This is a genomic window from Mesobacillus jeotgali (assembly GCF_014856545.2).
In the GTDB taxonomy this organism is placed as follows: domain Bacteria; phylum Bacillota; class Bacilli; order Bacillales; family Cytobacillaceae; genus Mesobacillus.
In genome coordinates, this window is sequence record NZ_CP109811.1 from 2,811,991 (window position 1) to 2,829,690 (window position 17,700).

The following is a 17,700-nucleotide window of genomic DNA, read 5'->3' on the forward strand; positions in this document are numbered from 1 at the left end:
TATTCATTTGCACCAGGCTTCCACCGTCCCTGGCTCGCTAAAGCAAATCTGGAATAATTACTCTCTTTTTCATCGATTTGATATTTTTACCATTATAAACAATCAAAGAACCATTTTGCAATCAATTTTTTACGATCATCAGCGAATCAAACTCTTGGATTGAACGCTTATGTTCATCGAACTTTTCAATATAGTTGCCGCCGGTATAATCGCCAATTACCTTGCGCCAAAAGCTCCTGGCCGGCTCATTTTTCTCGACCTGGGTAATGCTCCAGTTCCCAGGGAATAGATCAAACAGCTTGATGGCCGCTTCCTTTCCAAATCCTTTTCGGTAGAATTTCCTCATGATAAAAAATTCAAGGATGACATTGGGGTCTCCACTTTCAACCATTGCAAAACCTACAAACTCCCCATCATGCAAAATAAAAAAAGCATGTAAATCTGCTTCAGACCAGTATGGATTTAAATCAAATGGAGCAAAGCTGCCATTCACTTCAAGCTTGATATCCTGAAAAACGGTAAATTCGTAAATATAAAATTGGACTAAATTTTGAAGAATTTGTTCCTCTCCTTGTTTCACACGTACTAAATCAATCACATGGATTCCCCTTTTTAAAAGTTATAAATAAGAATTCGTGCATTTAACCTGAAATCCTTTTTATCAAATAGATAAATAATGTATAAATCACCCTGTTAACAAAGTAAAATGAGCCCTCATCTTATTAGATAAGGACTCATTTTACTAGTATTCTTCTATATGCCAAGTATGTTTGAACTGGATACAGCCCTTTAAAGTTTGTGCGACCGGACATCCTTGTTCAAAGACATTCAATGCTCTTTCGGCTGCTTCCCTTTTTCCGGCAGGTACCTTCAATTCATAGTGACAGCTGATTTTCGTGATTTTAAGGACTCCTTCCGGTGCTTCAATAGTTCCTTGGACTTTAGCCATGACTTTATCTGGTGAGGTTGGTATTTTACGCGCCTCCAGCGCGCCAGATAGGGTTCCAACCAGTCAACCGCCTGCTGCAGAAACAATATGGTCAAGTGTTGACGGATATTCTACCTCCGGGTTTACACCATAGAACTGCTTTACACCCCCATGGACGCCAAAAATCAAAGGCTCACTAAAACCATCAATGTATGCCTCCCTGATTTTGTTGGGAGTATCTTTTTGTATCACTGCTATCTTCGTTAGTGCGATTGGCTCAGACAATTATACGATCCCTCCTTAGATTCCTGACTCCAACATATAAGAATTTATGCAATTATTCAAATAAAAACCTATCACTATTAAAAATAGGCAGCCCGACTTTTTTATTCTATGATACAAGCTGATGCTCGTCCGATATTTTTTCATATGATGTTGTTGTAAGGTTCGGATCTTACCTATCTTCTAAACGGAAGGAGGTGGAGAGATGTTAATCACTGCGATTGTTGTTCTTTTGCTGGCACTTGCTTTGGTCGTTGCGATCTTGTTGGGTCAGGATGCTTTAGCTGATGTCCTTTACACTTGCATCGGTGAAGTAATTGCTGTAGAAAATGGTGCAGCTTAATCTCTTCGAGAGATACGAGACCTGAACTTCCTTACAATCTCCCTGGCTAAACCGGTAATGGCCGGGGAGATTTTAATTTTGATAGAAAGGGTGTATATTATGAATGAGAATGATATGAAGCCGCATATTGACAGTTTTAAAAAAGATCCTTCATTAAATGAAATACTTAATTTTACACAGGCGATCCTAAAGAAACTGCCAGAAAACGAGAAAACAAACGATAATAGTCAAGCAAATAATGAAAATAAACCGAATGCAGAAACAATTAATTCTCTGGTGACTACTGCACAAAGTTTTATAAACCCTACTACTTTGTCTTTACTTTCAAGAACTTTAAACCAAACAGAAAATAAAAAAGAAGACTCTAACTCTTCGACCTTAAACCTTAAGGTTGAACAGCTTGCAGCTGAATTGAGTGAAGTAAGAGAGGAATTGAATCAAGCCAAAATCCAGTTATCAGAAAAAGGTCAGCGTCTTGAAGAACTTGAGGCTACAGTCCAATTTCTTAAACGGCGAAGGAGACGATGAATAAAAATAGAGTCCTTCATTCACGATGAAGAGCTCTATTTTTGTGCTCAATGGGCCTAACCCTTAAAAAGCCAGTGCCAAATAGATGGCTGTTCCCCACATAATCATAGCGGATACTTTGTTTAAGATACCGAGAAAACCCGCTGATTTTCCTAACCTCCCTACTTGACGGCCAACAAAAGCAAGGGCGAAAAACCAAATCCAGGAAGTTAAAATACAGGCCAAAGCAAAAGTGAATTTCGCAGGTCCCGAATAAGTCAGTGAACTCGTTCCTATCACTCCGACTGTATCCATGATCGCATGAGGGTTTAGCAAAGAAACCGAAGCAGCAAAGGTTATTTGTTTTTTTGGAGAAAAAGCTTCGTGTTCTGCTGTAACTTCCGATGGCTTACTTCTCCAGGTTAAATAACCCATGTAGATTAAAAATAGTATCCCGGCTGTTAAAAGTAATGTATTTAGCCAGGCAATCTGCAGAACGATTACCGATATTCCCAAAACAGCCAAAGTGATCAAGAGTGTATCACTTATCGAAGCTGTCAGGATAACGGGCAGAACGCTCCTATATTGTTTGTGTATCGATCCCTGGTTGAAGACAAACACGTTTTGGACACCTAACGGAAGGATCAGCCCGAAAGCGAGAATGAAACCATGAATTCCTGCAGCTAGCATATTTTTCTCCTTCTACCACACTCAGATTTAACAATAAAACTAATCCACCAAGCCATACCTCTTATACAGCTGATTTACACAAGAAAAGGACTTAGGCCTAAGTCCTTTTTAATTAATCTTTAAATATTTTCTCTGAGATACTGAACACAGCTAAAGTGATAATAAATGCAAAGATTCCAGAGTAGATTTTATTTTCCCAAGCAATCATTTGATTGGCGAACGTCAGAATTGTTGCAATAAAGAAGCTTGCGAAAAGCACTTGAGGAAAATTTAATTTCTTCTTCATTTTTACTCCTTTTATTTTAATAGACTCACATATTCTAATATTTCCAAATCAACCTGGTCGATATGTAGATTTTCTTCAAGATCCCAGAGTCTTATATCAGACATTTCTTCGTTTTGTCGAAAGGGGCGCAAAGAATTAGTTGTAGAGTAATATAATGGATTGAACTTTTCTGCTCCGTTTAGTAAATTTTTCACCCTCGCCAGGCCAATAAATTTAAGATTAACGACGGTTTGTCCTGTTTCTTCAAGAAGTTCTCTTCGAGCGCAATCCAAAGGTGCTTCGCCTTTCTCCCTCTTTCCTGCCGGCACTTCCCATTGCTGCCTGAAGATGTTGTATCCAATTAAATATTGACCCTTCACCTTAATAATCGCATACGATCCTGCCAGCGGCTGGTATTGCCCCATATCCAATTCTTTGATTTCTAGAATTTCGATCAATTCAAAACCATTATTCTGCTTCGTGACCATCAAGCAACCGTCCTTGCTCGTCACGTACTCTTGCGCCAAAATGGACATGCCAGTGCATATGCTTATTGCTCTGGTATTTTCCAATGTTTGTAGAAATCGTGCATGCGCCATAATCTTTTTCAAGCATAGAAGCAGCCTGCTTCACTACCTGGAGAACATCACTCATAATCTCGGCTTCCTCATTGGATACTGATAAAAAAGATAAAATATGTTTTTTGGGAATGACAATAATATGCACCTCATAATATGACCGAGTGTGGTAAAATGCGAGAGTATGATCCGTTTCAAACACCTTATCTACCATAGTCTTGCCGGATAATACCTCATCACAATAGAAATCTTCCCATCTTTGTTCAGGAATCATTTGAACACCTCTTTTCATTATTTTTCTCCACTCCGTAACAATTGAGCTAATTTTCCTTTTTGAATAATGCAGCTAATAATGCGGATTTTCCGAATTGTTTTGTCTCATTTTCCATATCTCTCATTTTCCTGATTTCAACCGCTGTGAAATCACGAAAAATCCCTTTGAGTTTTTCATCAGTAAAGCCCAAACCGCCTCGCATGCTTCTGCCTCTGTATACCTCCCAATCGAAAATGCCAGCTCCGCCAAGCTCTCCACCCTCTGCAAAGCAGGTTAGCGCAAAGGATCCACCAGGCTTCAAGGCTCTTTTAACGAGGGAGATATAATCCATTCTCCTGTGAGGCGGGATATGGTGGAAGCAGCCAGAATCATAGACGAGATCGTAAGTATCCTCTTCAATATCCAAATCAAATATATTACGCAGAACAAAATTCACTTGTACCTTCTGTTCTTTTGCCCTTTCTATAGCCCAGTCCAATCCTTCTGCCGATTGGTCAACGGCATCAACATGAAAGCCATTTCTGGCCAAATAAATAGCATTCCTTCCAGGTCCACAGCCTAATTCCAGCGCTTTTCCCGCTGTTATCCTGCTCTTTTCCATATAATCCACTAAGTTCTCATCAGGATGGTTTTCAAAAAAAGGAACTTTTCTTTCCCGATCAGAGTAAAACTGATCCCAATTGAACTCACTACTTTCTTTCAGAAGATGATCTAGCATTATTAATAAGTCCTCGTAACTATGTATGGTTTCTTTCATAATACCCTCCAAAATCTCGTGTTTATCCTCTCACCGGTGATATAAGGTGGAGGTGACGTTTGTTGCTGTTTGGTTTTATCAATATCGGCCTCATTGATCCTGAGTAATTCAACGTAACTTCTTCTTCCGTAAAAGCTTTTAACGCCTCGATTAAAAAGATGCTGTTCAACGATAGTGATAATTCCTTTTCACCATATACATCAATGATTTGCTGAGTTTCTTCAATTTTGCCTAAATCCGGGGAATAGGAGGTAATCTTAAGGGTGCTTCCATTTATTAATTCCAATTTCACATTGTTGTTCCTTGATTCCCGATTAAATAAACTGGCGCGGTCGATTCCTTTTAATAACTTGGAGGTTTGAACAGTAATCATTGTCTTTGGATGTGCTGGAATGAGACTGTTAAGATTAGGATAGTTTCCTTCAATTAATCTTGTGTACATTGCAAGGTTAAGAGTTTTGAACACGAGATGATTTCCACAAATATATACAGTTATCAAATCCTTGGAACTGTTGAATAGTCTCATGAATTCTTTAACTGATGCTAGCGGTATTATATAGGATCCTTCGATATCAATTTCAATTTCGCTTTCCCTCATCGCTAATCTGTGAGAATTGGTGGCTGCGCATATGATTTTGTTCTCCTGTAAAGTGACCAGCAATCCGGTCAGAACTGGCCGGTTATCAATTGACGAAGCAGCAAACGCCGTTTGGCTTATCATTTCATTTAAAAGGGGGCCAGGTATTTGCACACCCTTACCAAGATCCAGGACTGGAGTGTTAGGATATGCCTCAACGTCAAAACTGCTCAACACGACAGAGATTTCCTCAGTCTTGATTGATAGTTTATGCTGACCAATTAACTCAACCGTCAGTTCTCCAGGGAGCTTTTTCACCAATTCAACTAAATATTTGGCAGGAACCACAACGCTTCCTGTTTCATAAACAGTCAACTGCCCTTTAGCCTCGAGCGGGATTGTTTTTTCAACAAAAAACAAATGATTGCTGACGATAAGAGTCACCCCTTCAGAATGAGCTGTCATTTTTATCCCGTTCATGATTTGCGGCTCCGCTTTAGCTGATATACTCCTGCTTAATTCGGATAATACTTCATAAAAACTGCTTCTATCAATTTTAAATTTCATGACCTTTTTCCCTTCATTTCACCTATATTAATTAATTCGACAAAATTATGGAAAATCCTTGTAAAAATAGAAAAAAAGCGACCTTCTTTTCCAGAAGAATCGCTTAATATACAAAGCTTTATTTTTCGATTATTGCCTGGATTACATGCCCTACTCCGGTATGCAATTGACCTTCAACTCGTTCCTGTTCTCCGTAAAAGAAATGCATGACTTTAAACCCTTTAACCCATTTTAAAAGGTCTTTTGGATCGTATAGCATATCTAATGTTTTGGGCCCGCCTGTTCCATATTGTATCTGGTCCTCTGAATAAACTTCAAGCATGACTATGCCTCCAGATTTGACAGCCGATACCAATTTGTCGAATACCGATTTTTGGTCCTGCTTGGAAAAATGGCCAAAAACCATGATGGCTGCATCGAATTCCTCAACTGGTACCTCGTCTTGGATTAAATCTTTTTGTTCTGTTTTGATATCTACTCCATAACGATGAGCCAGTGCTTCAGTTTTTTTCAAGCCATTCTGCGCATAATCATATGCTGTTACTTCAAGACCTTGTCTTGCTAGGTAAACAGCATTCCTGCCTTCACCTTCAGCAAAGCATACAACTTTACTTCCCTTCTCCAGCCTATTTGCCTGTGATTTTATAAAAAGGTTCGGCTCTTCCCCATAAACATACTGCTCAGAGCCAAATCGTTCATTCCACGGATTTCCCATACGCTCACTCCTTCCTGATTATTATACCCAATACCCTTTTTTTAGTATGATTAAAGAACATAAGGCTAACCTATTTTTTAATGGGTAAGAAAAGAAAAGGAGGTGGATTATGTTGAAAGAATTAATGTCAATGGACGAAGTTAAAAGCTTGATTAATGATAACGAATTAAGTTTCATTTATGTATTGACCGATAGCTGAAGTGTCTGTCACGGTCTGCTTCCTCAGGTTGAGGAAGTGATGAAAGATTTCCCTAAAATCGAAACCGGTCTGGTCAATGCTGGTAAGGTCGAAGAAATAGCAGGTTTCCTGATGGCCTTTACCGTTCCCGTGCTCGTACTCTATGCAGATGGGCGAGAATATTTAAGGGAAGCCAGATTTGTCCAGGTTGAAAAGCTTAGGGAAGATCTCAACAGAATTTACGATGGTTTTTACGGTGAATGAGGAGGAGCTTGGGCAAAACCAAGCTCTTTTTCATTCTTCCGGGCTTAGGTGATTTTCGTATATTAATGTTCCTTGTGATGAATATGCAGAGATTTTAGTTGCAAGGCTTTGGGCATTTTCAACATCCGATTGGTGGTACCAGTATTTCCTGTTATTGCTTGTTATAATTTCGGCATTATACTTGCCATTGTTAACCTCTAGAATTATCTTCTCAATTTCCGGCTGAAAGATTTCTCCAATAAACACGGTTCTATATGTATTATCCCCATATTGGGAATACACTCCCCGTAACCATGTTGATGCTCCCAAGGAAATAGGATCGGTGGGGCCGGAAGCAGAATGTTCAAAACCTGAAGCTCCCCGGTATTGCCAGCCTTTATCTTCTTTAACATACAGAATGACACCGTACCCATTGATACTTTCGTATATAGAAAAAGCATCTTTATTATTCGTCTTCTCAGAAAAAATAATATTGTCTGTTGCAATTCCACTATCCAAAGCCGCCTGTTCAATCGTCTTCTGATCCTGATCATTAACATCTGCCTGTTCTTTATTACAGCCAGCAATCAAAACACTGGTTGTAAAAATTACTGTCAAAACTGTTTTATTCAAAAGAAATCACCCTTTCACCTATACTGTAACATACGTATTCATCACGAAAGATGGATATAATGCATTAAAATTGACTGAATTTTATACCTTGTATAAATTTCCATTTAGATTAGGGTATGAATACCTTTCCATAAAGCAAAATAATGAAAGGATCGACTTCCTTTCATAAGGAGACAAAACATGAATATAGAAACGATAAGGAGTGCAATCATGGGTATATTAAGCGGGAATCCTAAAGACGAACCAATGCATTATGGTGAGGTATATGGCACGTGGAGCCATTTATCCGTCAATCACGGACTAATTGCAGCTTACCAGACATTTATCAATCATATTGGTGATGAGGATCTGAAAAAGCTTGTTCAAGAAGCCATTGAAGCAATGCAGGAAGAAAACAAGCAGGTTGAAGAATTGCTTAAGTCAAACGGGATTGGTCTTCCTCCCTCACTTCCTGAACGCCCGGTTGCCCACCTGGAAGATATTCCACCGGGAGCAAGATTCAGTGACCCTGAAATTGCCGCTGCAGTTTCGAAGGACGTTGCGGAAGGCTTAGTAGCTGCCAGCACGATGATTGGTCAAGCCATCAGGGAGGACATTGGATTAATGTATGGACAGTTCCATATGGCCAAAGCACAATTCGGAGCTAAGATGCTTAAACTGAATAAAACAAAAGGATGGTTAATTCCTCCTCCATTACAAGTTAAGTCCACGGAGAGTTAAATAATAATATTATGTAAACTTTACAAAAACAGCAGATCCTCCCAGAGGACTGCTGTTTTTGATTGATTATTTATTGTACATGGTGATTTGCCCTGAAAATTGGTTAGGGTCGGACAAAATCTCGCTATTCACCTTCTACCTTAACCCAAGTAGGCCCAGGTTCAGACAACTTTCCGTTGTTTTCCCTCAAAGTTGTCTGAAGTTGACACAAGTTCGGACAACTTTCCGTTGATTTCCCTCAAAGTTGTCTGAAGTTGACCCTAGTTCGGACAACTTTCCGTTGATTTCCTACAAAGTTGTCTGAAGTTGATACTGGTTCAGACATAATCATGCGGATCTCCTTCGATTTTGTCCGAAGTTGACCGCGGTTCAGACATAATCACGAGGATCTCCTTCAATTTTGTCTGAAGTTAATCTGGGTTCGGTTTAATCATTAAATAGCGGGTGGAATAAATATTCCATACCACAATCGATGTGAACTCATCTTTTACTATTTCCGCCAAATCCTCTTGTTCTCCACTCTTCTTGTGTATCCGAGTGCATCAAGTCGCTCAAGGAAAGGAATCATGTATTTCCGCGATAACTCCACTGCTTCTTTAGCCTGGGCTACATCAAACTCATCCCCTGTATGGTTTCTTAGTCTTTCAACCGCATCCGCAAAATGAGCTCCGTACCAGGCATATTGATCATCAATCAAGACAATCTCTCCCTGGTCTTCAAGGAATCGTTTCAACTCAGCCGAAATGGAATCGGGGATGCCGGCATTTTTTATATAATCATTCAAATAAGCAACCTTCAGTCCATCCTTCTTAAGCTCGTTAAGCATATTCTCTGTTCGCTTTACCCAGTTTTTCGGGACATGAGGAGCAAAGCTTGCCAGGTAAATATACTGTTCTTTCCTGAAAAATAAGCCCTTTTTGATGCCATTATCGATAATGAATTCGAGCAAAGTTTTCGAGAAAGTTTTTTGCAGTGACTGAAGCAGTTCAGCTTTGTTCATCCCGGTTCTCATAGGGTTTTCCTGGTGGTAATCTTCCAGCCGGTCCTTGATATCCTCTTCAATGAGTTCGACAACTGAGACAAGGGCATATTCCTTATTCGAAATCCGGACAAACTGTTCATCGTTCAGATTGGCTAAAATCGCTCCTTCATCCAGAGCTGTCCGCTTAATCAGTTCTTCGACAGATAAACTTTTTGCTTCATATAAAGCGGCATTAATTCGTTCAATTGGTGTACCTGCCTTCTTTTTCTCCAGCTCTTCTATTGTCTGCTGTCCAAATCGATATTTATTTCCACGCGGGTCAATTACCCACCCGCCGCCAATCGTTTCCTGAGGACTTGGCCGGCGGACAATGAACCGGTCTCCGCGCTTCGTGACAATTTTTTCATCCAGACGCAGCTGACAAAGGATTTCCCCATTGTCTTCTTTTAATTCATTTCGGTCAAAAAAGACAATCCGACCCATTACTTCGACGGTACCGATATGACACTTAATTGGCGTCCTTTGTTTAACCAAATGCTCGAGGTCCTCGACCACTCTTATAGCGACATCAATTGTATTCGTTACAATAAAATGTTCAGAGGAAACAAGGACTTCCCCGCGTTCTAGATCGTCACGTGAAACCCCCGATAGATTGATGGCTGCCCTCTGGCCGGCGAAAGCTGTTTTTGCTGGCTGATGATGCACCTGTAGCTGACGTGCCCTCACTTCAATTCCAGACGGAAGGACTTTTAGCAGCTGGCCCTCTTCGACTGTCCCTTCGTATACAGTACCTCGGACGACCGTACCTTGTCCCTTAACTGTAAATACCTGGTCAATTGGCAGTCGGAAGGCACCCTTGGCATCACGCATCTCTTGCTCTTTCAGCGTTTCTATAATCAATTCTTTTAATTCATGGATTCCTTTTTTGGATAGACTATCGACCATCATGAAAGGCGCATCCTCAAAGACTGTCCCTTCTAGTTCACCAAGGATATCATCTTTCACAAGTTCCACGAACTCTTCTTCAACCCGGTCAATTTTTGTAATCGCAATAATACCTGAACGGATTCCGAGGAATCCAAGAATATCGAGGTGTTCCCGTGTTTGTGGCATGACACCTTCATCCGCAGCAACTACCAGTACTACAAGGTCAATTCCAGCAACGCCGGCAATCATCTGGCGGATGAAGCGCTCATGTCCCGGCACATCCACAACGGAAATTTGCAGATCCTCATCCTCATATAATGGCGCAAAGCCAAGTTCAATTGAAATTTGACGTTCCTTTTCTTCTTTCAGCCGGTCAGTATCCACGTTCGTTAGCGCCTTGGTCAGCGACGTTTTCCCATGGTCAATATGACCTGCCATCCCAATGGTAAAATACCTCTTGCTCAAATGCTTACACCTTCTTTTGATATGTATAAAATAACTCTAACTTTAAAAGCCAAATAGTTCAAGCAACGAAAATCAGACAGTTATTTTTCTGCCTATTCGTGCTAAAAAATTAAGAACATCTCAATGTCCAAGGTTTCCGCCCTGTCCATATCAAATTTCCATTCATATATTAATAAGACGAAATAATTTTCAGGGAGTGTTTAAATTGAGTGACAATCAACAAAAGCCAAACCCGATTCCAAGTAGTCTTGTTGACCTGTTTGTAACAGACATCCTGCAGAAAAATGGCATTAGCAAGAAGGATATAAAGGATAAGATTACGGATGACAAGAAGATGGCCATCAAAGAATTAGTTGAAGACTTAAGCAAGCAAGTGGAGTCATTCGTCAATGGAAACAGCAAGCCTAATAAAGATTCAGAGAAAAAATAATAGACTAACCCCCAGACACCCTATAAATGGGTGTCTATTTTTTCAAAATGGGACTCTATTTAGGGTATATACACAAGCTATCCGGAGGTTTCATTAATAAGATATTCCATACTAGATTAAAAGGAGTGAAAGCAATGTCAAACTATTATCATGATCACCATAAACCGCACCATTCTGGTAAAAGCTGCAAGAAAAAAGCGGATGTGGAGCAGGAGGCAACCCAGTTGGAGTATACAGAGCAGGACTCTGATGAATTAATTTGGGTTAAAGACTCTTGCAACATCAAGGTTCATACTACCGATACGCAAGCTGCGGTTTCCTTGCAGGTTGCCCTTCAGTTAGCTATCGCATTAGTTATCAGCATCACAATTGGCGATTCTGATCAAGGCCAGTACGTCGCCCAGCAGCTTATTCAGGAAATGGGCACTGAACAGTCTAACACACAAAAAATCATCATCAATAATTCCAAAGATGTCAACGTCACTACAACTGATACAGATGTAGCAGTCAATGTTCAGGCATTACTGCAGGTTCTGGTTGCCCTCGTTGCTGAATTGGACATTCTGTAATCTATTAAATCTTGAAAGAGGTGAAAATGATGAGCAAGGAAAAAAAATGGAGAGCATTGGATCACTGTGATACTGGAAAGGGAAATGAAGCGGATGTGACGCAGGAAGCCGATCAAAAGATGGTCACAAAGCAACAGTCTTTTGAATGGATTATCATCAAAGATTCAGAATGCATTGATGTCCACACAACTGATACTCAGGCTGCTATCTCCCTTCAACTAGGACTCCAGGCTGCAATTGCTGCTGTCATTAGCATTGCGATTGGAGATTCTGAGAAAGGTAAAGCTGTCGTCAATGAAATCAAACAAGTGATCAAAACTAAACAGCGAAATACACAAAAAACCATTATTGAAGGATCAAAACATGTTGAGGTCAAGACAACTGATACCGATATCGCCGTGAATATCCAGGCGCTCCTACAAATTCTGGTTACCCTGGTTGCCAAGCTGGATATTTTATAATATCCGCTCATTTTTAACCAAAAAAAAATCAGCCTGCAGACACTTAAAAAGTCTGCAGGCTGTTTGATTTGTGTGTTAATTGTACATAAAACGCAGCATAGTGGCGGCTGCCAGCCTGCTTGTCATATCCCGGAAGTCTTTCGATGGATCTATTTCTACGATATCCATCGCCTTAACTTTTTCATGGGAAGCGGCAGCGGTGATACTCGCTAGCAATTCCCTGCTGGTTATCCCACCCGGTCCAATTGCCGGGCAACCTGGCGCGAAAGCTTGATCTACGACGTCCATGTCAACAGATAAGTAGATAAAATCTACTAATTCAGATAGTCTTTTAATCTCTTTTTTTATAATTGGGATGATTCCTGTCATCTCAATATCTTCCATTGTATAGACAGAAATCCCTTTATCTTTTGTATAATTATGATATTCCTTCGCGTTCGCATAATCACGTATCCCTATCTGGACAAGATTGCCACCCTTCAGGTGACCACCATCAATAAGACTTCGGAATGGCGTGCCATTTGTCCGACCGCCGTCAACCAGGTTCCTTACATCATGATGTGCATCCCATTGAATAACCCCTACTTCACCGTAATGTTCCTTGAAAGCGCGTATGGAAGGATAACTGACACCGTGGTCACCGCCCAGCATGATATACCTTTGACAGGAGTTCTTTTCAAGCATCTCCCTGACACTGATATGCAGTCTCTCGATGGATTCCTCCATATCAGTTGGATGGGTATGCACATCGCCAAAGTCAATGATTCTAATCCCGGTGTAATCTTTCTCTTTTTCTCCTGAAAAAGTGGAGAATGAACTCATGCTTGCCCTGATTGTTTTCGGCGCATCGGAGGCCTGTGATAAAGAAATGGATGTTTTGGAGAAGGGAAGACCGATTAAGCCGATGTTCCCTTTCTCTCCTTCTGAATAAGGTATAAGACACTCATTTACCTTCGTGACAAATTGATCCTTGAAAACCGCAGGCTTACCGGGCTGAAGATAACTGAATTTCACCATAAGCGGTCCTTTCCCAAAGTTTTTTACCAGAATGGAAAACACTTTGTGCGTGATTCACACCGAAGTGATACGGAATATACTTATAGTTTGGCACATCCCAGATGACAAAATCAGCTGATCGACCTTTCTCTAATGTCCCTGCCTCGAATCCTTTTCCGATTGCATGGGCAGCATTGACTGTGACCGCATTCCAGATTTCTTCCGCTGACATTTTCAGCTTTAATGCAGCCAGAGACATAATCATCTGCAGGTTTTCAGTAACACAGCTTCCCGGATTGAAATCTGTCGCCAAAGCGACTGCCGCACCCTCATCAATCATCTTTCTCGCACGTGCATAATGGTCTTTCCCGAGGTAAAATGTTGTTCCAGGCAATAAAACAGCGACTGTATTCCCTTCGCTGAGCTGTCTGATACCTTCATCGGAGGCCGCAACCAGGTGGTCTGCACTTGCAGCTCCAAGTGACACCGCCAGTTCAGTTCCGCCAAGCGGATCAATTTCATCAGCGTGAATCTTCAAGCCAAATCCCTTTTCTTTTGCCAGTTGTAAAAACTTCCTTGACTGTTCGATGGTAAATACACCTGTCTCGCAAAAAATATCGACGAACTCGGCAAGTTCGGCTTCCTTGATATCATCGAACAGCTTTGCCATATCTTCCAGGAACTCTTCTTCTTTCCCTTTGAACCCTGGCGGAACAGCGTGTGCGCCGAGGAATGTCGATACGACAGAAACGGGGTACTTTTCCTTTAATTTTTGGACCACTCTCAGCTGCTTTATCTCTGTATCTGCATCCAGGCCATACCCACTTTTAGCTTCCAGAGTCGTGACCCCGTAAGAAATCATTCTCTCCAAATGGAAGGAAGCTTTTTCAAACAATTCATCCTCTGTGGCTTTTTTAGTAGACCCTACCGTCGATAAAATTCCGCCTCCCTGAGCGAGGATTTCTAAGTAAGGCACTCCAGCTTGCTTCAAAGATAGTTCATGTTCACGAGATCCCCCAAAAACCAAATGAGTATGAGGATCAACGAGACCAGGGGAAACAACCTTTCCCTTAGCATCGATTTTTTCGGAAGCCTTAAGTGCTCCGGCTTCAGCAGTCGAACCCAGCCAGGCAATTTTCCCATCCAGGATCCCCAATGCCGCGTTCTCACGTATGTTCAGCTCTTTCATTGCATGCCCCTTTAGTGGCTTGTCAGAGCATTTGGGTAAAATAAGCTCGCCGATATTATGAATAATCAAATCGTATGTCAATCTTCTCCACCCTTTCTCTCTAAAATCAGGCTGTTGATTTCAGTTCAATATATTGTTTCAATCATTCCAAACACTGCCTATTTACATTTCAGGTAGCATTGGGATATCGACGCCTTTTTCTTTCGCTGTTTCAATCGCTTTGTCATAACCTGCATCTGCGTGGCGGGCTACACCCATTCCTGGATCTGTAGTCAGTACTCTTCTAAGTCTTTCTTCAGCAAGGTCCGTGCCATCCGCCACTACGACCATTCCTGCGTGAAGGGAATATCCCATCCCTACGCCGCCGCCATGATGGACAGAGATCCAAGAGCCACCAGCTGCGACATTGACCAGTGCATTGAGGATCGCCCAGTCACCGACTGCGTCGCTGCCGTCTTTCATTGCTTCTGTTTCGCGATTTGGAGAGGCAACAGACCCACTATCTAAATGGTCGCGTCCAATTACAATCGGTGCTTTCAATTCACCTTTTCGAACGAGTTCATTGATTGCCAATCCCATTTTCACTCGCTCACCATAGCCAAGCCAGCAAATCCGTGAAGGCAGACCCTGGAATTCCACCTTTTCCTGAGCCATGTCAATCCAGCGCTGAAGGGCTTCATTTTCCGGGAATAGCTCCTTGATCAGTTCATCTGTCCGGTGGATATCAGCCGGGTCTCCTGATAAAGCTGCCCAGCGGAACGGTCCTTTTCCCTCACAGAACAGGGGCCTGATATAAGCTGGAACAAAACCAGGGAAATCGAAAGCATGCTCCTCCCCATGATCCTTGGCAACCTGACGGATGTTATTGCCGTAATCAAATGTCACTGCACCTCTCCGTTGGAATTCAAGCATGGATGCGACGTGCTTAGCCATTGAGAAAGAAGATTGCTTTACATACTCTTCAGGATTATCCACGCGAAGTTTAGCTGCTTCCTCCAAAGTAAGACCAACCGGAATATACCCATTTAGCGGGTCATGTGCAGAAGTCTGGTCTGTTACAATATCAACTATAAAATTCCTGGACAATAATTCAAGATGAACTTCGGCTGCATTTCCGACCAGACCGATTGATAGGGCTTCTCCTTTATGCTTGGCTTCCTTAGCCCACCCAATGGCTTCATCAATTGAATGTGTCACCCGGTCGCAATATCGGGTATCTATCCGCTTTTTGATCCGTTCTGGATCGACCTCAACAGCAATACACACCCCATCGTTCATCGTGACTGCGAGAGGCTGCGCTCCACCCATGCCTCCAAGTCCAGCTGTCAATGTAATAGTATTTTTCAAGGTGCCCCCAAAGTGCTGTCTTGCAACCTCGGCAAATGTTTCATATGTGCCCTGAAGGATTCCCTGTGAACCAATGTAAATCCAGCTTCCTGCAGTCATTTGTCCGTACATCATCAAGCCTTTTTTATCAAGTTCATGAAAATGGTCCCAATTGGCCCATTTAGGAACCAAGACGGAATTGGATATTAAAACTCTTGGTGCTGCCTTGTGTGTTTTGAAAACAGCGACAGGTTTACCGGATTGAACAAGCATCGTCTCATCATTTTCCAGCCTGCGGAGCGTATCAACAATAGCGTCGAATGCCTCCCAGTTCCGTGCTGCTTTGCCAATTCCGCCATATACAACAAGATCCTCCGGCTTTTCAGCGACCTCTGGATCAAGATTGTTATAAAGCATCCTCAATGCAGCTTCTTGCTCCCATCCCTTACATTCTAGTTCAAGACCTTTTTTTGCTTTAATATTGCGTTTTGCTTCGATTGCCATTTTTTCCACTCTCCTTAATTTTTAGATTTCAAACCAGGCTTTCCTGTCTTTTTTTAGCTGTCCACTGGCGTTTATTTTTTTTTAGCCATTCTGCAAGTCTTTCGATATCTTCAGAGAAAATTCTGTCCTCAGTAATGGAGGGAACTATTTTTCTTGCTTCCTCATAGAAGCTTCTTGTTTTAGGTGCCATTTTTTCTACACCACGATATTGGACTGCCTGCAGGGCACAAATACACTCAATTGCCAGAACGCGCCTAACGTTTTGGATGATACTGTGTGCATGCCGGGCTGCAATAGTTCCCATGCTAACATGATCCTCCTGATTGGCAGAGGATGGAATGGAATCCACGCTGGCAGGATGAGCGAGAGTCTTATTTTCAGAAACTAGTGACGCAGCGCTGTACTGCATGATCATCGCACCAGACTGAAGTCCCGGTTGTGGACTTAAGAATGGGGGCAGGTCATTTAGTTGCGGGTTTACCAATCTTTCAATCCTTCTTTCAGAGATACTGGCAAATTCAGCAACAGCTATTTTCATAAAATCCATCGCAATCGCAATTGGCTGCCCGTGAAAATTGCCTCCCGATATGACTGTTTCTCCGCCATCAAAAATCAGGGGATTATCCGTTGCTGCATTCATTTCAATCTCCAGCTTTTCTTTTACATAATCGAGGGCTTGCCATGATGCTCCATGTACCTGAGGAATGCATCTTAGTGAATAGGCGTCCTGGACTCTTTTTTCACCCTGTCGTGTCGTCAGCTTACTGCCAGCCAATAAATCTCTCATGCGCTCCGCTACATCCATTTGCTGCTGGTAGCCCCGCGCTTCATGGATCGCAGGATGGAATGCGTCTATGACACCTTCAAGACCCTCCATTGTTAGGGCAGATATCCACTCTGATTGATGTGCCAGATCATTTGCTTCAATCCAGTTGACAACACCCATTGCCGTCATTGCCTGGGTTCCATTAATCAGTGCAAGGCCTTCTTTTGCCTGCAATACAATTGGCTCAAGACCTTCTTTCTTATAAGCCTCTTCTGTTGCACAAACCCTTCCCTCATAAAACACTTTGCCTTCACCTAACAGTACTAGTGCCAGATGCGATAGCGGCGCTAAATCACCCGAGGCGCCAAGTGAGCCTTGCTGCGGAACAACCGGGTGGATCTGCAGGTTGAGCAATTCCTTCAGCCTCTCAGCGATTACCGGCCTGATCCCGGAAAACCCCTTAATCAAGGCATTGAGCCTGAGTAAGACCATTGCTCGTGAAACGACCTCTGGAAATGGTTCCCCCACTCCGCATGCATGCGACCTGATTAGGTTTAACTGCAGGGCATTGACATCCTGTTCATTAATGATGACATCACTGAATTTGCCGAATCCTGTATTTATTCCATAAATCGTACGCTTATCGGCTACAATTTTCTCTACGGCTTCCCTGCTTTCAGCAACCTTCTTCATACTATCGGGACTGATTGCGACTGCCTCGTCGAGATAGCAAACTTGCCTGATTTGCTCCAAAGTTAACGTTTCCCCTGTTAAAATAACCATTCTCGTAACCTCCTGATTACTGGATAAAATAAAAAGGAGACGACA

The 17,700-nt window shown here is 42.0% G+C and carries 23 protein-coding genes and 1 other annotated feature (1 of these 24 only partly in view); of the genes, 7 read left to right on the forward strand and 16 right to left on the reverse strand.

Annotated elements, in window-relative coordinates:
- Window positions 1-82: a binding site (T-box leader), on the reverse strand; it reaches 134 nt to the left of the window's first position.
- A 39-nt stretch (window positions 83-121) separates the two neighbouring features.
- The 3 genes from FOF60_RS14350 to FOF60_RS14360 all read right to left on the reverse strand — a co-directional run bounded on the left by FOF60_RS14350 (window position 122) and on the right by FOF60_RS14360 (window position 1,213).
- The gene (locus FOF60_RS14350) at window positions 122-598 is read right to left on the reverse strand and encodes a GNAT family N-acetyltransferase (RefSeq protein WP_192471784.1); all 477 of its coding nucleotides are present in this window, start codon (window positions 596-598) and stop codon (window positions 122-124) included.
- A gap of 144 nt (window positions 599-742) precedes the next feature.
- Window positions 743-1,012, reverse strand: coding sequence for an OsmC family protein (locus FOF60_RS14355; RefSeq protein ID WP_192471823.1), 270 nt, complete (start codon window positions 1,010-1,012; stop codon window positions 743-745).
- Complete coding sequence (locus tag FOF60_RS14360) at window positions 1,013-1,213, reverse strand: hypothetical protein (RefSeq protein WP_192471783.1); 201 nt, start codon at window positions 1,211-1,213, stop codon at window positions 1,013-1,015.
- Between the two features lie 202 nt (window positions 1,214-1,415).
- Here FOF60_RS14360 and FOF60_RS14365 point away from each other — a divergent pair, with 202 nt between their 5' ends.
- Window positions 1,416-1,553: a hypothetical protein gene (locus FOF60_RS14365; protein WP_023614298.1), complete on the forward strand. Its 138-nt coding sequence runs from the start codon at window positions 1,416-1,418 to the stop codon at window positions 1,551-1,553.
- 99 nt (window positions 1,554-1,652) lie between these two features.
- The gene (locus FOF60_RS14370; protein WP_192471782.1) at window positions 1,653-2,081 is read left to right on the forward strand and encodes a hypothetical protein; all 429 of its coding nucleotides are present in this window, start codon (window positions 1,653-1,655) and stop codon (window positions 2,079-2,081) included.
- 63 nt (window positions 2,082-2,144) lie between these two features.
- Here FOF60_RS14370 and FOF60_RS14375 read toward each other — a convergent pair whose 3' ends face one another.
- The 7 genes from FOF60_RS14375 to FOF60_RS14405 form a co-directional block, all read right to left on the reverse strand.
- On the reverse strand, window positions 2,145-2,750 hold the full coding sequence (locus tag FOF60_RS14375; protein WP_192471781.1) for a LysE/ArgO family amino acid transporter: 606 nt from the start codon (window positions 2,748-2,750) through the stop codon (window positions 2,145-2,147).
- Window positions 2,751-2,862: 112 nt separating this feature from the next.
- On the reverse strand, window positions 2,863-3,036 hold the full coding sequence (locus tag FOF60_RS14380; protein WP_192471780.1) for a hypothetical protein: 174 nt from the start codon (window positions 3,034-3,036) through the stop codon (window positions 2,863-2,865).
- 11 nt (window positions 3,037-3,047) lie between these two features.
- On the reverse strand, window positions 3,048-3,503 hold the full coding sequence (locus FOF60_RS14385; protein ID WP_192471779.1) for an NUDIX domain-containing protein: 456 nt from the start codon (window positions 3,501-3,503) through the stop codon (window positions 3,048-3,050).
- Window positions 3,484-3,885 carry an HIT family protein gene (locus FOF60_RS14390; RefSeq protein ID WP_225650136.1) on the reverse strand — a complete coding sequence of 134 codons (402 nt, stop codon included), beginning with the start codon at window positions 3,883-3,885 and terminating at the stop codon, window positions 3,484-3,486. The genes FOF60_RS14385 and FOF60_RS14390 overlap by 20 nt, the downstream gene beginning before the upstream one ends.
- Before the next feature lie 28 nt (window positions 3,886-3,913).
- Complete coding sequence (locus tag FOF60_RS14395) at window positions 3,914-4,624, reverse strand: class I SAM-dependent methyltransferase (RefSeq protein WP_192471778.1); 711 nt, start codon at window positions 4,622-4,624, stop codon at window positions 3,914-3,916.
- Between the two features lie 22 nt (window positions 4,625-4,646).
- Entirely contained in the window at window positions 4,647-5,768 is a 1,122-nt protein-coding gene (dnaN, locus tag FOF60_RS14400) for a DNA polymerase III subunit beta (protein WP_192471777.1), read from the reverse strand.
- A gap of 118 nt (window positions 5,769-5,886) precedes the next feature.
- On the reverse strand, window positions 5,887-6,483 hold the full coding sequence (locus FOF60_RS14405) for a class I SAM-dependent methyltransferase (RefSeq protein WP_192471776.1): 597 nt from the start codon (window positions 6,481-6,483) through the stop codon (window positions 5,887-5,889).
- 238 nt (window positions 6,484-6,721) lie between these two features.
- Between FOF60_RS14405 and FOF60_RS14410 the strand changes: the two genes are divergently transcribed.
- Entirely contained in the window at window positions 6,722-6,925 is a 204-nt protein-coding gene (locus tag FOF60_RS14410) for a YbbN family protein (protein ID WP_225650135.1), read from the forward strand.
- A 30-nt stretch (window positions 6,926-6,955) separates the two neighbouring features.
- Here the strand turns inward: FOF60_RS14410 and FOF60_RS14415 are convergent, their stop codons facing one another.
- A complete protein-coding gene (locus FOF60_RS14415) occupies window positions 6,956-7,537 on the reverse strand; it encodes a hypothetical protein (protein WP_192471775.1) in 582 nt (193 codons plus the stop codon).
- A gap of 180 nt (window positions 7,538-7,717) precedes the next feature.
- Between FOF60_RS14415 and FOF60_RS14420 the strand changes: the two genes are divergently transcribed.
- Window positions 7,718-8,257, forward strand: a complete 540-nt coding sequence (locus tag FOF60_RS14420; protein WP_413632755.1) for a DUF3231 family protein — start codon at window positions 7,718-7,720, stop codon at window positions 8,255-8,257.
- Window positions 8,258-8,747: 490 nt separating this feature from the next.
- Here the strand turns inward: FOF60_RS14420 and selB are convergent, their stop codons facing one another.
- On the reverse strand, window positions 8,748-10,631 hold the full coding sequence (gene selB, locus FOF60_RS14425; protein WP_192471774.1) for a selenocysteine-specific translation elongation factor: 1,884 nt from the start codon (window positions 10,629-10,631) through the stop codon (window positions 8,748-8,750).
- A gap of 205 nt (window positions 10,632-10,836) precedes the next feature.
- On the opposite strand from selB, the gene FOF60_RS14430 reads away from it, so the two are divergent.
- The 3 genes from FOF60_RS14430 to FOF60_RS14440 all read left to right on the forward strand — a co-directional run bounded on the left by FOF60_RS14430 (window position 10,837) and on the right by FOF60_RS14440 (window position 12,091).
- Window positions 10,837-11,061 carry a spore coat protein gene (locus FOF60_RS14430; RefSeq protein ID WP_192471773.1) on the forward strand — a complete coding sequence of 75 codons (225 nt, stop codon included), beginning with the start codon at window positions 10,837-10,839 and terminating at the stop codon, window positions 11,059-11,061.
- A 134-nt stretch (window positions 11,062-11,195) separates the two neighbouring features.
- Entirely contained in the window at window positions 11,196-11,630 is a 435-nt protein-coding gene (locus FOF60_RS14435) for a spore coat protein (RefSeq protein ID WP_192471772.1), read from the forward strand.
- Between the two features lie 26 nt (window positions 11,631-11,656).
- Window positions 11,657-12,091 (forward strand): spore coat protein, encoded by a 435-nt coding sequence (locus tag FOF60_RS14440; RefSeq protein ID WP_413632757.1) that lies wholly within the window; start codon window positions 11,657-11,659, stop codon window positions 12,089-12,091.
- Window positions 12,092-12,166: 75 nt separating this feature from the next.
- Here the strand turns inward: FOF60_RS14440 and hutG are convergent, their stop codons facing one another.
- The 4 genes from hutG to hutH form a co-directional block, all read right to left on the reverse strand.
- The gene (gene hutG / locus FOF60_RS14445) at window positions 12,167-13,108 is read right to left on the reverse strand and encodes a formimidoylglutamase (RefSeq protein WP_192471771.1); all 942 of its coding nucleotides are present in this window, start codon (window positions 13,106-13,108) and stop codon (window positions 12,167-12,169) included.
- Window positions 13,077-14,357, reverse strand: a complete 1,281-nt coding sequence (gene hutI / locus FOF60_RS14450) for an imidazolonepropionase (protein ID WP_192471770.1) — start codon at window positions 14,355-14,357, stop codon at window positions 13,077-13,079. Before hutI ends, hutG begins: the two co-directional genes overlap by 32 nt.
- Window positions 14,358-14,438: 81 nt before the next feature.
- A complete protein-coding gene (gene hutU / locus FOF60_RS14455; protein WP_192471769.1) occupies window positions 14,439-16,106 on the reverse strand; it encodes a urocanate hydratase in 1,668 nt (555 codons plus the stop codon).
- Window positions 16,107-16,134: 28 nt separating this feature from the next.
- Window positions 16,135-17,655, reverse strand: coding sequence for a histidine ammonia-lyase (gene hutH / locus FOF60_RS14460; protein ID WP_192471768.1), 1,521 nt, complete (start codon window positions 17,653-17,655; stop codon window positions 16,135-16,137).
- Between the last annotated feature and the right edge of the window lie 45 nt (window positions 17,656-17,700).